We start from the raw sequence: 15,291 nt of genomic DNA, 5'->3' as shown, positions 1-15,291 counted from the left end.
ACAGTAGACTCAGATCATCCAGCACCTGCAGATGGAGTTCCCGCCATGTTCGGCCAACGCAGCCTCGACCCTCAACCGGGAACGCACTACCGCAGCTCACGCGTGAGCGCCGTCAATGGCCAGTACTTCTTCGCCACGCGCGAAGGTACGCTGGAGGGCCCCTACCTCTCTCGCCATGACGCAGAACAGAGCATCACCCGTTATATCGAACGCATGGTCATGGCCGACAAACTGATGCGTCATAGCAGCGAGCACATCGACAACCTGCAGCGACGCGAAGCGATCAAGCACAATCAGGAGCTTTGAACGCTCTTGCTCTCATAGATGCGCCAAACCCAGATCGCCTCGGTGTGCCGCCAAGTGCGGCAAGACCGCAGCCAGCAGCGGCTCCTTGAAGGCATCCTGAAAACGGTGAGCCAGGCCCGGAATCAACTTGAGCTCGGCCCCCTTGATATGCGCCGCCACGTGTACGCCATGCATCACTGGCAGTAACGGGTCGGCAGTACCGTGCACCACCAATGTCGGCACCTTCAGGCGATTGAGCAGCTCGACCCGGCTAGATTCAGCGAGAATCGCCAACAGCTGGCGCTGCACCCCTTCGGGGTTGAAAGCACGGTCATAGGCGACTTCGGCCTGGTGCAGAAGCAAGGCACGGTCATCATGCACGGCCGGGCTGCCCAAGGCCGCCAGCAGGTCCGCCTGCTGCTGCAAGGCGGCCTCACGACTGCCCGCCTCGCGCCGCGCCAGCAGCGCCACCAGTGCATCGCTGGGCGCAGGCAAACCCTGGGCACTGGAACTGGTCATCACCAGCGTCAAGCTCAGCACCCGCTGCGGCGCCAGGTCGGCCAGGTGCTGGGCGATCATGCCGCCCATGCTCGCGCCCAACACATGGAAGCTGTCGACACCGAGCAGGTCCATCAGCCCCAACGCATCGCCGGCCATGTCACGCAAGTGGTAAGGCGCCCCGAGCGAGAGCCCCAGGCGATAGCGCAACACCTCGTATGGCAGGTTGATGCTGGGAGCAGGCTTGCGCCAACTGCTCAGCCCAACGTCGCGGTTGTCGAAACGCACGACGCGAAAGCCCTGCTGGCACAAACGCTCGACCACCTCGTCAGGCCAGTGGATCAACTGCCCACCCAGGCCCATCACCAGCAGCAGCGCTGGGTCGAGCTCGCTGCCAACGCTTTGATAGGCCAGGCGCACGTCGCCGACGTTCGCATAGCGAGTTGGCTCATTCACATCACAACGATTGGCCGCAAACGACGGCAGGCCGCACAGCAATGCGGTGAGAAAGATCAGTACACGCATGACAAAACACCAGAAACGCAGAACCCCACTGAAGCGCGATTCTGGTGAAAGTCATTCGATGGCGCTGCCACATCCGCGTGACAGTTTGATGAAGGGGGACGAACGGTTGCCCGGATGGTGACGAGAGGTGCGAGCCAGAGCGTCGCGAACACCCTCCTACCTATCTGTAGGAGGGGCTTCAGCCGCGACGAGTGCCGGGAAATCAGGCCAGTTCGACACGCAGCTGCCTGGCTGCGGCCACCATGTTGACCAGCGCTGCCTCGGTTTCCGGCCAGGCGCGGGTTTTCAGCCCGCAATCGGGGTTGACCCACAGCCTCTCGAGCGGGATACGCCGCGCCGCCTTGCGCAGCAGCCCGGCCATCTCGGCACTATCAGGCACGCGCGGCGAGTGAATGTCATAGACGCCCGGGCCAATCTCGTTGGGATAGTCGAAGCGCTCGAACGCCTCCAGCAACTCCATGTCCGAACGCGAGGTTTCGATGGTGATCACGTCGGCATCCATCGCCGCGATGGACTCGATCACATCGTTGAACTCGCTGTAGCACATGTGGGTGTGGATCTGCGTCTCGTCACGCACACCGCTGGCAGTGAGGCGGAAGGCTTCGGTGGCCCAGTCCAGATAGTGCTGCCAGGCAGCCTGGCGCAGCGGCAGCCCTTCGCGGAACGCGGCTTCGTCGATCTGGATGATCTTGATGCCGGCGGCTTCCAGATCCACCACCTCGTCGCGAATCGCCAGCGCCAGTTGCCTGGCCTGCACTTCACGCGACACGTCCTCGCGCGGGAACGACCACATCAGCATGGTCACCGGGCCGGTCAGCATGCCCTTCATGACTTTGTTGGTCAGGCCCTGAGCGTATTTGATCCACTCCACGGTCATGGCCTTGGGCCGGCTCAGATCACCGACAATCACCGCCGGTTTGACGCAGCGCGAACCATAACTCTGCACCCAGCCGAAACGGGTGAAGGCGTAGCCGTCGAGCTGCTCGGCGAAGTACTCGACCATGTCGTTGCGCTCGGCCTCACCATGCACCAGCACATCCAGCCCCAGGCGTTCCTGCACCTGTACCGCATGGCGGATTTCGCTGTGCATGGCCTCGGTGTACTCGGCCGCGCTGAGCTTACCCTGCTTGAACGACTGCCGCGCCAGGCGAATAGCCGAAGTCTGCGGGAAGGAGCCAATGGTGGTGGTCGGCAGCAATGGCAATTGCAGGCATTCACGCTGCTGCTCGATGCGCTCGGCGAACGGCGACTGACGCTGGGCATGACGCGGACGAATCGCCGCCAGGCGGGCCTGCACCTCGGGCTTGTGAATACGCGTCGATGCAGCACGGGCGGCTTGCACTGCGCGGCTCGCCTCCAGTGCAGCGTGAACGGCAGCATCCTGCGGCGCCTCCAGGGCCTTGCCGAGCAAGGCGACCTCCAGACATTTCTGCACGGCAAAGGCCAACCAGCCTTTCAGCTCGGCATCGAGCTTGTCTTCACGGGCCAGGTCCACCGGGCTGTGCAGCAGCGAGCAGGACGGCGCGACCCACAGCCGCTCGCCCAGTCGTTCGTGAGCATGACGCAGCACCTCGAGGGCCTTCTCCAGATCGCAGCGCCAGACGTTGCGCCCGTTGACCACGCCCAGCGACAACACTTTATAAGCCGGCAGCCGGTCGAGAATGGTCGGGTACTGCTCCGGCGCACGCACCAGGTCGATATGCAGCCCGTCCACCGGCAGGTTGGCGGCCAGGCCGAGGTTGTCTTCCAGGCCGCCAAAGTAGGTGGCGATCAGCTTCTTGCATGGCTCACGCTGGATCAGGTTGTAGGCGCGCTCGAAGGCGTTCTTCCACTCTTGCGGCAGATCCAGTACCAGGATCGGCTCATCGATCTGCACCCATTCCACGCCCTGCGCAGCCAGGCGCTGGAAGATCTCGCCATAGACCGGCAGCAGGCTTTCAAGTAATTCAAGCTTGTCGAAGTCGCCACCCTTGGCCTTGCCCAGCCATAGATAGGTCAGCGGGCCAATCAGCACCGGCTTGACGCTATGACCGAGGGCGCGGGCTTCATCCACCTCCTCGAACAGCTGTTCCCAGCTCAGGGCGAACTGCTGATCCGCACTGAATTCCGGCACCAGGTAGTGGTAGTTGGTATCGAACCACTTGGTCATCTCTTGGGCATGAGCACCGCCGCAGCAAGTAGCGCTGGTGCCACGCGCCATGGCGAACAGGGTATCCAGCGTCGGCTTGCCGGCGGCCGGACGGAAGCGCTCGGGGATGACGCCAAAGGCCAGGGAATGACTGAGCACCTGGTCGTACCAGGCGAAGTCGCCCACCGGCAGCAGGTCGATGCCGGCATCTTTCTGTAGTTGCCAGTGCTCGGCCCGCAGGCGTTTGCCGACGGCGCGCAGGCCGGCTTCATCCAGCTCACCTTTCCAGTGCGCTTCGAGGGCTTTCTTCAGTTCGCGGTCGCGGCCAATGCGCGGGAAACCTAGGGAATGGGACAGGGCCATGTGGTGAAACTCCAGAATCAATCGAGATGGCGCCATTCTCGGCATCGAGCGCGAGTGAGACAAACTCAAGATTTTCGTCTTGATCTAAAGATTTACTCATGTAGGCTGTATGAGTCATTTTCATCCAGCCTCCGTATTGGATGAGCGAAAACCTTTCCGAGAATCGCCATGCTCGAGCTACGCCACCTGAAAACCCTGCACGCCCTGCGCGAAACCGACAGCCTGGTAGACGCCGCCGAGCGCCTGCACCTGACCCAGTCGGCACTGTCGCACCAGTTCAAGGAGCTGGAAGAGCGCCTCGGCCTGCAGCTGTTCGTGCGCAAGACCAAGCCGGTGCGCTTCACCAGCGCCGGCCTGCGCCTGCTGCAACTGGCCGACGCCACCCTGCCCCTGCTGCGCGGTGCGGAGCGCGACCTGGCGCGTCTGGCCGGCGGCACTGCCGGCCGCCTGCACATGGCCATCGAATGCCACAGCTGCTTCCAGTGGCTGATGCCGACCATCGACCAGTTCCGCGATGCCTGGCCGGAGGTGGAGCTGGATCTGGCCTCGGGTTTCTCCTTCGCACCACTGCCGGCGTTGGCCCGTGGTGATCTGGACCTGGTGGTGACCTCAGATCCCATCGAGCTGGCGGGCATCACCTATGTGCCGCTGTTCACTTACGAAGCCATGCTCGCCGTAGCCAACCAGCATCGCCTGGCGCACAAGGCCTTTATCCAACCGCAGGATCTGGCCACGGAAACCCTGATCACCTACCCGGTGGAACGCGACCGCCTGGACATCTTCACCCGCTTCCTCGAACCCAACGATGTCGAGCCGGCGCAGGTGCGCACCTCCGAACTGACGGTGATGATGATGCAACTGGTGGCCAGCGGGCGTGGCGTATGCGGCCTGCCCAACTGGGCGCTGCACGAGTACAGCTCGCGTGGTTACGTCAGCGCCAAGCGTCTGGGAGAAAAAGGCCTGTTCGCCACGCTCTACGCGGCGATCCGCACCGACATGCTCGACGCACCGTTCATGCGCGACTTCCTGCTCACCGCCAAGGACACCTCGTTCGCCAGCCTCGAAGGCGTCAGCGTGGCGCGCTAAGGCATAAGACAGAGGCACGCATGTGAAGGTGAGTGTGTAGGAGCCGGCTTGCTGGCGATCCGCCCTCTACCATTTTCAGAAAAGCATCGCCGGCAAGCCGGCTCCTACGGTTTCGCAGCACCACCAGCGACACATATGGGTTTCCCCGAGCCACGCAGCGTACCGGGCATTCCCATCTGATCGGCATCAACCCGCTAATTGCCTTGTTACAACTCCCACCTTGCCGCACTGTGACCAGCAGTCATAGCATGACCGCCGGTCACAACCTTCAGCGGAAAGTCCATGCGCTACCAGGATCAACTCTTCCAGCAACGCGAAAACGCCCTGCTCGAAGCCGCCCGCCAGCTGTTCCAGGATCACTCCTGGGACCGCGTCACCATCGCCGAGGTGGCGCGTCATGCCGGGATCGGCAAGGGCACCGTGTACAAACACTTCTCCAGCAAGGAAGCACTCTACGCGCGCCTGGTGGTGGATTGCTCGCGCCAGCACCTGGCCGAGATGGAGGAAATCGCCCGTACTGCCCCCGCAGAAAAAGCCATGCGCCTGGTGATTCGTCGTGCCTTCGAGCTGCTCCAGGCCGACCCGCTGCAAGCACAGCTTTGCCTGTTGTGTGATCGCCCTGCGTTTCAGGAGCGCCTGGAGGCGCTCTACCGCGACCAGTTCATCGAGCTGGAAGGTCAGTACATGACGCTGTTCAGCGGCCTTCTGCAGAACAGTTTCGGCCTGCAGCTCTCTCCTGCGCACTGCCAACATCTGTTGTGGGGCGTGGAGGCCTGCGTCAATGGTGTCGTGGCGCGTATCGCCTCCGGCGGCTTCGAGCACTGGGGCGAATACATCGCGCTCGACGATTACTTCGATCGCGTCACTGATTTCATCATTGCCGGCCTACAAGGCCAGGCCGCCGCGCTGCTGGCAGCGCCCGCCTTTAACGAGTAAGCCACTGCCATGTTCGCGCAACTCAGCAAACGCCCCTGGATCATCGCCGTCGTCATCGCCATCGCGCTGCTGCTCTGGCTGCTCGGCGGAGACCGCTTCGTCGCCCGCGACAGCGTCGAGGCCGAACCCGACAAGCCTGCCGCAACAGCCGAGTTGGCCAGGGTCGAGGTGCAATGGCTGGAAGCCCAACCCATGCAGCGCCAGCACGTGGTGCAGGGGCAGATCGAAGCCTGGCGCCGGGTGGAGCTGCGCGCCCAGGTCAGTGGCAGCGTGCAGAAGCTCGATCAGGACAAGGGCAACCGCGTCGCTACCGACCAACTGCTGCTCAGCCTCTCGCCGGACGACCGCCCTGCGCAGGTCGCGCGCAGCGAGGCCGATGTACGCCAACGTCAGAGCGATGTCACGGCCGCCAAGCGTCTACGCGAACGCAGCCTGATCTCGGCCAATGAACTGATGCGCCTGGAAAGCGAGCTGGCCAAGGCCCGCGCCGAACTCGATAGCGCCCGCTTGCAGCAGCGCAACACAAAGATCAAGGCGCCGTTTGCCGGCATCTATGACCAGCGCATGGTCGAATTGGGCGACTTCGTGCAACCCGGACAAAGCCTGCTGACCCTGGTGGATATCGACCGCCTCAAGGTCAGCGCACAGATCGCCCAGCAGCAGGTCACCCAGCTCGAACTGGGCCAATCAGCAAAGGTGGAGTTGCTCGACGGACGCACGCTGGAGGGAGAGCTGCACTTCATCGCCGCAGCCGCCGACCCTGGCTCGCGCAGCTTCCGCATCGAGGTCAAGGTGGACAACCCGGATGGCCTGCGCCTGGCCGGCGCCAGCGCGACATTGCATATCCAGACCGGCGAAGCCATGGCTCATCGCCTGTCCCCTGCTCTGCTCAGCCTGGACGAAAGCGGCCGCCACGGCGTCAAGTGGGTCAATGACGCACAGCGTGTGGAGTTCACCCCGGTCGAGCTGATCAGCGTCGACAACCAGGGCGCCTGGGTCAGCGGCCTGCCGCCGAAAGTGGCGTTGATCACCCTTGGCCAGGGCTTCGTCCAGTCCGGCCAACAGGTGCGCACACAACTCGCGGCCGAGGGCAGTTGAGATGCACGCACTGATCGCTGCTGCACTCGATCGCAGCCGCACTACCATCCTCATCCTGCTGTTCCTGCTCTGCGGCGGGCTGGTGGCCTACATCGCCATGCCCAAGGAGTCCAACCCCGACGTCACCATCCCGATGATCTACGTCTCGGTGACCCTCGAAGGCATCAGCCCGGAGGACGGCGAGCGCTTGCTGGTACGTCCGCTGGAGCAGGAACTGCGCAGCCTCGAAGGCGTCAAGGAAATGCGCTCGGTGTCCAGCGAAGGCCATGCATCGGTGACACTGGAGTTCGACGCGGGCTTCGATGCCAAGGTGGCGCTGGCCGACGTGCGCGAGAAGGTCGACACCGCTCGCAGCAAACTGCCTGAAGAGGCCGACGAACCGATCGTCACCGAGGTCAACGTGGCACTGTTCCCGGTGCTGTCAGTGGGGCTGTCCGGGCCGATTGCCGAAACCGAACTGGTGTATATCGCGCGGCGCCTGAAAGAGAACATCGAAGGCATTGCCGAAGTGCTGTCGGTGGAGATCGGTGGTGACCGCGAGGATCTGCTGGAGATCGTCGTCGACCCGCAGGTGCTCGACAGCTACGGGATCGATTACAACGAGCTGTTCAACCTGGTCAGTCGCAACAACCGCCTGGTCGCGGCCGGCAGCCTGGATACCGGTGCCGGGCGCATGAGTATGAAGGTGCCGGGCGTCATCGAAGACCTCGAAGACGTGATGAACATGCCGATCAAAGTGGTCGGCGACAGCGTGGTCACCTTCGCCGACGTCGCCACCATCCGCCGCACCTTCAAGGACCCGACCGGCTTCGCCCGCATCAACGGCCAGCCGGCCATCGTGCTGGAGGTCGCCAAACGCAGCGGCGCCAACATCATCGAGACCATCGACCAGGTCAAGGCACTGATGGAGCAGGCCAAACCCCTGCTGCCGCCGGGCGTGGAAGTCAGCTACATCATGGATCAGTCGCAGGAAGTGCAGAGCATGCTCGGCGACCTTCTGAACAACGTGCTGACTGCCATCGTGCTGGTGCTGATCCTGGTGGTGGCGAGCATGGGCATGCGCTCGGCGCTGCTGGTCGGCCTGACCATTCCCGGCGCGTTTCTCAGCGGCATCCTGTTGATCTGGATGCTCGGCTTCACCCTCAATATCGTCGTGCTGTTCAGCCTGATTCTGGTGGCCGGCATGCTGGTCGACGGCGCCATCGTCGTCTCCGAACTGGCCGACCGCTACCTGCAGCAGGGCCAGACACCACGCCAGGCCTGGGCCAACGCTGCCACGCGGATGGCCTGGCCGGTGATCGCCTCCACCGCCACCACCCTGGTGGTGTTCCTGCCATTGCTGTTCTGGCCAGGCGTAGTCGGGCAATTCATGAAGTACCTGCCCGCCACCGTGATCATCTGCCTGCTGGCTTCACTGGCCATGGCGCTGGTCTTTCTGCCGGTGCTCGGCGCCGTCAGCGGCGGCCAGCCTCGGCCGCACGCTGCGTCGACCAACGCGGCAGGCAGTGCCTATCGCAAATTGCTGGAAACGCTGCTCAAGCGTCCGGGCCTGACCCTCCTCGGCATGCTCACCTTGGTCGCCCTGATCTATGTCGGCTACGGCCGCTTCAACCATGGCGTGGAATTCTTCCCCGATGTCGAACCGGAGAGTGCACAAATATGGCTACGCGCACGCGGCGACTTGTCGGTGCAGGAAAAGGACACCCTGCTCAAACAGGTCGAGAAGCAGGTATTGGGCATGCGCGAGGTCAAGGCACTGTACGCACGCTCCCTGGCGCAGCCTGAAGGCCAGCTCGGCGCCGACGTGATCGGCACCCTGCAATTCCAGTTCGTCGACTGGCACCAGCGCCGTCCGGCCAAGGACATTCTCGCCGATATGAGCCAACGCACCGCCGGCATCCCCGGCGTGGTGCTGGAGTTTCGCAAGCAGGAACAGGGCCCCACTGACGGCAAACCGGTGAAACTGCAGATCAGCTCGCTGGACCCCGCGCTCGGCGAACAGTGGGTTGAGCGTATCCGAGGGGAAATGCACACACTCGGCGGCTTCGTCGATATAGAAGACGACCGCGCCCTGCCCGGCATCGAATGGCGCATAAAGGTCGACCGCGAAGCCGCCGCGCGCTTTGGCGCCGATGTGCTCAGTGTCGGCAACGCGGTACAGATGATCACCAATGGCCTGAAGCTGGCCACCTACCGTCCCGAAGATGCCACCGACGAAGTGGACATTCGCGTGCGTCTGCCCGGTAATTGGCGCTCGCTCGACCAGCTTGGCCGATTGACGCTGAACACCCCGGCGGGCCAAGTGCCATTGAGCAACTTCGTTGACCTGCAGCCGGCACCCAAGGTCGGCACGCTGCGCCGCGTCGACGGGGATCGCACCATCACCCTGCAAGCCGACCTGGCCGAAGGCGCGCGCCTGGACGAACGCCTCAAGGCACTGCGCGAGGCACTTGGCGCAGTGCCAGCGGAGGTCAAGGTGAAATTCGCTGGCGAGGACGCCGACCAGCGTGAGGCAGCGACCTTCCTGATGACCGCCTTCATGGTCGCCATCTTCCTTATGGCGATCATCCTGGTGACCCAGTTCAACAGCCTCTACCAGGCGGCACTGGTGTTGTCGGCCATCGTCCTCTCCACTGCGGGCGTACTGATGGGCCTGCTGATCAACGGCCAGTCGTTCGGCATCGTCATGGTCGGCATGGGCCTGATCGCCCTGGCCGGCATCGTGGTGAACAACAACATCATTCTGATCGACACATACAACCAGCTGCGTCGCCAGGGCCTGGAACCGCGCGAAGCGGCGCTGGAAACCGGCAGCCTGCGCCTGCGCCCAGTACTGTTGACGGCTGTGACCACCATCCTCGGCCTGATGCCCATGGTGCTCAGCATCAACGTCGACCTGGTCACCCCAAGCCTTGGTTTCGGCGCACCCTCGACCCAGTGGTGGACACAGCTGTCCAGCGCCATCGCCGGCGGCCTCGCCTTCGCCACGGTGCTTACGCTGCTGCTCACGCCCTGCATGCTGGTACTCGGCGCCCGCTTCGAACGCCGCCCGCCACCGCTGGAGACCTACGACACCGACCTGCTCGACCTGCCCGAACACCTCATTGCCCCGCGACCGGACAAGGCACAACTGCAGAGCATCGACTGAAGCAGGAGCCGGCAGACACATGGCAAAACGCCAGATATCGCCTAGGCTAACCAGCAACGAAGGTTAAGGGCGGGGATGGAAAGGCAGCAAGGATGCTTTTAACAAGCAGCAAACGCGCAATGCGTCTTGCAGAAACGACAAAGCCCTCTCTCGGAGGGCTTTGTTTTTCCACTCGCCTCGCTCTGGCCAGCGAAAGGAATGAACACCGAGCTAACGAAGTGTATGGGGCCGGCATCCTGCCTGTTGACCACTTCGTTAGCCCGGTGACCGGAGAGTAGTTCAGGCAGTGGCACTGTGCCAAGCACCAATTTCGTGGCGCCGCTCACATAGCAAGCACTCTTTCAGTCCCGCGTAATGTGCGCACATTCATCTCACGCGTGCGCCGAATGTTAACAGTTACATAAAGCCAATATATACGCACAACTTTCGAGCAAGCCAATCAACCCGTGCCACACAAGCACGCAATAAATATTGATATTTTTATGGCGCCATAAAAATAACGCAAAAGAACACGACTATTTTTTGACGCCCAAATAACACCAAAATATAACTTATTGTTTTTATTGAAAATAATATAAAAACAAAAATTAAACCTGAACAATCAAAAGCTTGGTTCATGTTTTGCTTGAAATGCCAAAACAGCCAACTTAGTATCCGCGCCATCTCAGATCCAACCAATAGATTGCCACAGTAATTAGCCTGCAATCTTAGGGGTGCGATCATGAACACGGATGTTGGTCAGTACTTAGAAACCGACCGGCTCAACTACTGAGAGATATGGAACCATGAGAATCAGCATCTTTGGATTGGGTTATGTGGGCGCTGTTTGTGCTGGCTGCTTGTCGGCCCGCGGCCACGAGGTCATCGGGGTCGACGTGTCTCAGACCAAGATCGACCTGATCAACCAGGGCAAGTCGCCCATCGTCGAACCCGGCCTGGCTGAGCTGCTAGACGCCGGCGTACGATCCAAGCTGCTACGCGGCACCACCGACGTCAGCGCGGCCGTTCTGGCCAGCGAGCTCTCATTCATTGCCGTCGGCACCCCGAGCAAGCGCAATGGCGATCTCGACCTTGGCTATATGGAGTCGGTCTGCAAACAGCTCGGTGCAGCCCTGCGTGAGAAGCAGGAACGTCACACCGTGGTCGTACGCAGTACGGTATTGCCAGGCACGGTAAAGAATGTGGTGATCCCCCTGATCGAAGAAGCTTCCGGCAAGAAAGCCGGTATCGACTTCGGCGTGGCCACCAACCCTGAGTTCCTGCGTGAAAGCACAGCGATCAAGGATTACGACTTCCCGGCGATGACCGTAATTGGTGAACTGGACGAACAGTCCGGCGATCTGCTTCAGGAGCTGTACAGCGAGCTGGACGCTCCGATCATCCGCAAGTCCATCGAAGTGGCCGAGATGATCAAGTACACCTGCAACGTCTGGCACGCAGCCAAGGTCACCTTCGCCAACGAGATCGGAAACATCGCCAAGGCAGTTGGCGTCGATGGCCGCGAAGTGATGGACGTGATCTGTCAGGACCACAAACTCAACCTTTCCAAGTACTACATGAAGCCTGGCTTTGCCTTCGGCGGCTCCTGCCTGCCCAAGGATGTCCGCGCCCTTTCCTACCGCGCAGGCAGCCTCGACGTCGAGGCGCCTCTGATCGGCTCGCTAATGCGCAGCAATGCCGTCCAAGTGAAGAAGGCCTTCGACATCGTCGCAAGCTACGACAAGCGCCGCATCGGCCTACTGGGGCTGAGCTTCAAGGCCGGCACCGATGACCTGCGTGAAAGCCCGCTGGTGGAACTGGCCGAAATGCTCATCGGCAAGGGTTACGAACTGAGGATCTTCGACAGCAACGTTGAGTACGCCCGCGTGTTCGGCGCCAACAAGGACTACATCGAATCGAAGATTCCGCACGTCTCCTCGCTGCTGTGCAAGGAGCTGGACGACGTGGTAGCCGCCTCCGACGTGGTGATCATCGGCAACGGTGAGCCACGCTTCGCCGATGTGGTGAAGAACATCGGACAGGACAAGCAGATCATCGATCTGATCGGCTTCATGGAGCACGCCACTCAGGCGAACAAGGAAGGCATCTGCTGGTAAGCGAAAACTAACAAAACAGAGACGGCTCCATCAGGGGCCGTTCGATTGGTTATGGCGTCGTCTGCCGCTTTCCTGCCAACAGCCCTGAATCGGTGACTACAAGGAGTGACAACATGATTCCTCTGATCTTGTCTGGTGGCAGCGGCTCTCGCCTCTGGCCCTTATCACGCAAGCAGTACCCCAAACAGTTTCTCGCCCTCACCGGTGAGGAGACGATGCTGCAGCAGACCCTCGGACGCCTGGCGATCGAGGGCATGAGCAAACCCATCGTGGTGTGCAACGAGGATCATCGTTTCATCGTCAGCGAACAACTCGCGAGCATCTCTCAAGACGCCCAGACCATCCTGCTGGAGCCCTTCGGACGCAATACCGCCCCCGCGGTTGCGATCGCGGCCATGCACCTGCTGGCCGAAGGTCGGGACGAACTGCTGCTGGTCCTGCCAGCCGACCACGTGATCGACGATGTGCCAGTGTTTCATCAGGCGCTGGGTGTAGCTCGCAAGGCCGCGGAACAAGGAGCGATGGTGCTGTTCGGCGTACCGGCTGAACGGCCAGAAACCGGTTATGGCTACATAAAGACCGGTCCGGATGCCGCCGGACTTCCAGTCGGCGTCCTCTCGGTCGAGGCTTTCGTGGAAAAGCCCGACCTGGAGACAGCCAGTGAATTCGTCGCGCAAGGCGACTATGTCTGGAACAGTGGCATGTTCCTGTTCCGCTGCAGCCGCTACCTCGAGGAGCTACAGCGTCATGACCCGGACATCTACGACACCTGTCAACTGGCGCTGAGCCGCAGCACGCGCGACATGCAGTTCATCCGTATCGACCCGAGCGCATTCGAATGCTGCCCAGACAACTCCATCGATTACGCCGTGATGGAGAAGACCGATCGTGCCTGCGTGGTACCGCTCGCCGCAGGCTGGAACGACGTTGGCTCCTGGGCCGCGCTATGGGATGTTCAGGACAAAGACGACAACGGCAACAGCCGCTCTGGCGACGTGATGATTCATGACAGCCGCAATTGCCTGGTGCACAGCCAAAGCAAACTGGTAACTCTGGTCGGTCTTGACGATGTGGTAGTGGTGGAGACCAAGGACGCCGTCATGGTCGCGCACAAGGATCGCGTGCAGGACGTTAAACAACTGGTCAACAACCTCACCTGCAAGGGCCGCAGCGAGACAGACAACCACTGTCAGGTCTATCGCCCTTGGGGCAGCTACGACTCGCTTGATAGCGGCAATCGCTTCCAGGTCAAACGCATCGTGGTGAAACCGGGCGCCAGCCTCTCACTGCAGAAACACCATCACCGCGCCGAACACTGGATCGTGGTATCCGGCACGGCCCGTGTGACCTGCGACGACAAGACCTTCCTGCTCTGGGAAAACCAGTCGACCTACATCCCCATCGCCGCCGTTCACCGCCTGGCCAACCCCGGCAAGATTCCTCTGGAAATCATCGAGGTTCAGTCGGGTAGCTATCTGGGCGAGGACGACATCGAGCGCTTCGAGGATGTCTACGGTCGCACCGACGACGTGACGATCAGTTAACAACGGCAAGACGTGCCCACACGGCTTCAATGGAGGAAGCACGCCCATGCTCAGGCTTTTTACAGCACCCTTGGGATGGTTCGAGGCCTCACCCGGCTTCGTCAAACTGTGCGGTTGGCTCTGCCTGATCGCACTCATTGCACTCGCCTCGGAGATGGTTGACCCCAGCTACCTGGACCCGTCACACCAGAAATTCATCTTCCTGATCGGTGCATTGGGTATGTGGCGCTATGGCAACGCAGCGACCCACTACCTGCGTGGCATGTACTTCCTGCACTGGCGCTTCCCGCGCATGCGCAAGGCCGTCGAACGCATGGGCGACGCCGCACTGCCCGAACACATGTTCATGGTGGTGACCAGCTTCCGTATTCCAACGCACACCACCTTCAAGGTCTACCAGTCGGTGTTCCAGGAAGTACAGCGCATGCCAGTGCCCTGCACCATCATCGCTTCGATCGTGGAGAAGGGAGACGAGAATTTCATCAAGGACATCATGCGCCAGGAGGTGCGTGATCGCGACGATATCAAGCTGATCATCGTGCGCGCTCGCGGCACAGGCAAACGCGATGGCCTGGCGCACGCCTTCCGCGCCCTGTCCAGGCAAATGCCCCTGGAAAACTCCGTGGTCGGCGTCGTCGACGGCGACACCATGATGTTGCCGGGCTGCGTGGAGCGCGCCGTCACCCTGTTCGCTTATCTGCCCAGCGTAGGCGGCATCACCACCAACGAGTTCTGCGAGGTGGAAGGCAGCAAGTTGATGCAGGAGTGGCACACCATGCGCTTCGTCCAGCGGCACATCAACATGTGCTCGATGGCACTGAGCAAACGCGTACTGACCATGACCGGGCGCTTGTCGTTCTTCCGCGCCAGCGTGATGACCAACCCGGAATTCATCAAGGACGTGGAAGCCGACTTCCTCGATCACTGGCGGCTGGGGCGCTTCCAGTTTCTCACCGGCGACGACAAATCCTCCTGGTTCAGCCTGATGCGTGCCGGCTGGGACACCTTCTACGTACCGGACAGCCATACGCTGACCGTCGAGCATCCACCAGATAACAGCTTCCTGCGTGCCACCAGGCAGCTGATGTATCGCTGGTACGGCAACTCACTGCGGCAGAACTTCCGCGCCACCCGCCTGCTGGGCCTCGACCGCCTGGGCCTGTTCACCATGTACGTGCTGTACGACCAGCGCGTGTCCATGTGGACCTGCCTGATGGGGCTCAGCGCCTCAGTGGTGGCCGGCCTGCTGTTCGGCGTGCAGTACCTGTTGATCTACCTGTTCTGGGTACTGCTATCGCGCACCCTGGTGACGCTGCTGTTCTTCTTCACCAAACACCCGGTCGATCCGATCTATCCCTTCGTTCTTTATTACAACCAGATCGTCGGCTCGGTGATGAAGGTTTACACCATGTTCCACATGGACCAGCAAAGCTGGACACGACAGAAGACCACGATCAGCAACGGCAACGTGAACTTCGATGCGGCCCTCAATCGCTGGACGTCGAAAACCATGCTGCTGTCCTCCATTGCCATTTTCTTCGGGGTCATCTCGGTCCTGTTGGAACTCACGCAACCTTAAGCAAA

General features: G+C 61.4%; 9 protein-coding genes and 1 pseudogene. 8 read left to right on the top strand and 2 right to left on the bottom strand.

Annotation, left to right across the window (positions count from 1 at the left end; all coding sequences use genetic code 11):
- Positions 1-45: 45 nt before the first annotated feature.
- Positions 46-216 (top strand): annotated as a pseudogene (locus BM059_RS05410) (DUF6316 family protein); the annotation flags it as partial.
- A gap of 102 nt (positions 217-318) precedes the next feature.
- Here BM059_RS05410 and BM059_RS05405 read toward each other — a convergent pair.
- The gene (locus BM059_RS05405) at positions 319-1,308 is read right to left on the bottom strand and encodes an alpha/beta fold hydrolase (protein WP_074937248.1); all 990 of its coding nucleotides are present in this window, start codon (positions 1,306-1,308) and stop codon (positions 319-321) included.
- 202 nt (positions 1,309-1,510) lie between these two features.
- Positions 1,511-3,799 carry a 5-methyltetrahydropteroyltriglutamate--homocysteine S-methyltransferase gene (gene metE, locus BM059_RS05400; protein WP_074937245.1) on the bottom strand — a complete coding sequence of 763 codons (2,289 nt, stop codon included), beginning with the start codon at positions 3,797-3,799 and terminating at the stop codon, positions 1,511-1,513.
- A 168-nt stretch (positions 3,800-3,967) separates the two neighbouring features.
- On the opposite strand from metE, the gene metR reads away from it, so the two are divergent.
- From metR to BM059_RS05365, 7 genes are all read left to right on the top strand, one after another.
- The gene (metR, locus tag BM059_RS05395) at positions 3,968-4,885 is read left to right on the top strand and encodes a transcriptional regulator MetR (protein WP_037001402.1); all 918 of its coding nucleotides are present in this window, start codon (positions 3,968-3,970) and stop codon (positions 4,883-4,885) included.
- Between the two features lie 282 nt (positions 4,886-5,167).
- On the top strand, positions 5,168-5,821 hold the full coding sequence (locus tag BM059_RS05390; protein ID WP_074937241.1) for a TetR/AcrR family transcriptional regulator: 654 nt from the start codon (positions 5,168-5,170) through the stop codon (positions 5,819-5,821).
- 9 nt (positions 5,822-5,830) lie between these two features.
- Positions 5,831-6,919 (top strand): efflux RND transporter periplasmic adaptor subunit, encoded by a 1,089-nt coding sequence (locus tag BM059_RS05385; protein WP_074937238.1) that lies wholly within the window; start codon positions 5,831-5,833, stop codon positions 6,917-6,919.
- Position 6,920: 1 nt separating this feature from the next.
- Positions 6,921-10,067 (top strand): efflux RND transporter permease subunit, encoded by a 3,147-nt coding sequence (locus BM059_RS05380; RefSeq protein ID WP_074937235.1) that lies wholly within the window; start codon positions 6,921-6,923, stop codon positions 10,065-10,067.
- Positions 10,068-10,852: 785 nt separating this feature from the next.
- Positions 10,853-12,163 (top strand): nucleotide sugar dehydrogenase, encoded by a 1,311-nt coding sequence (locus BM059_RS05375; protein WP_074937232.1) that lies wholly within the window; start codon positions 10,853-10,855, stop codon positions 12,161-12,163.
- A gap of 113 nt (positions 12,164-12,276) precedes the next feature.
- Positions 12,277-13,707 carry a mannose-1-phosphate guanylyltransferase/mannose-6-phosphate isomerase gene (locus tag BM059_RS05370; RefSeq protein WP_074937229.1) on the top strand — a complete coding sequence of 477 codons (1,431 nt, stop codon included), beginning with the start codon at positions 12,277-12,279 and terminating at the stop codon, positions 13,705-13,707.
- A gap of 46 nt (positions 13,708-13,753) precedes the next feature.
- Positions 13,754-15,286 carry a glycosyltransferase gene (locus tag BM059_RS05365; RefSeq protein ID WP_074937226.1) on the top strand — a complete coding sequence of 511 codons (1,533 nt, stop codon included), beginning with the start codon at positions 13,754-13,756 and terminating at the stop codon, positions 15,284-15,286.
- Positions 15,287-15,291: the final 5 nt, after the last annotated feature.

The organism is Ectopseudomonas composti, from assembly GCF_900115475.1.
Taxonomy (GTDB): Bacteria; Pseudomonadota; Gammaproteobacteria; order Pseudomonadales; family Pseudomonadaceae; genus Aquipseudomonas; species Aquipseudomonas composti.
Note: the sequence above shows the minus strand (reverse complement) of the source record. Positions and strands in the feature narration are given on the sequence as shown.

Bases quoted from the DNA above. Each gene is read 5' to 3' on its own strand.
- BM059_RS05365 (WP_074937226.1), top strand. From the start codon at position 13,754: ATGCTCAGGCTTTTTACAGCACCCTTGGGATGGTTCGAGGCCTCACCC.
- BM059_RS05385 (WP_074937238.1), top strand. From the start codon at position 5,831: ATGTTCGCGCAACTCAGCAAACGCCCCTGGATCATCGCCGTCGTCATC.
- BM059_RS05370 (WP_074937229.1), top strand. From the start codon at position 12,277: ATGATTCCTCTGATCTTGTCTGGTGGCAGCGGCTCTCGCCTCTGGCCC.
- metE (WP_074937245.1), bottom strand. From the start codon at position 3,799: ATGGCCCTGTCCCATTCCCTAGGTTTCCCGCGCATTGGCCGCGACCGC.
- BM059_RS05375 (WP_074937232.1), top strand. From the start codon at position 10,853: ATGAGAATCAGCATCTTTGGATTGGGTTATGTGGGCGCTGTTTGTGCT.
- BM059_RS05405 (WP_074937248.1), bottom strand. From the start codon at position 1,308: ATGCGTGTACTGATCTTTCTCACCGCATTGCTGTGCGGCCTGCCGTCG.
- metR (WP_037001402.1), top strand. From the start codon at position 3,968: ATGCTCGAGCTACGCCACCTGAAAACCCTGCACGCCCTGCGCGAAACC.
- BM059_RS05380 (WP_074937235.1), top strand. From the start codon at position 6,921: ATGCACGCACTGATCGCTGCTGCACTCGATCGCAGCCGCACTACCATC.
- BM059_RS05390 (WP_074937241.1), top strand. From the start codon at position 5,168: ATGCGCTACCAGGATCAACTCTTCCAGCAACGCGAAAACGCCCTGCTC.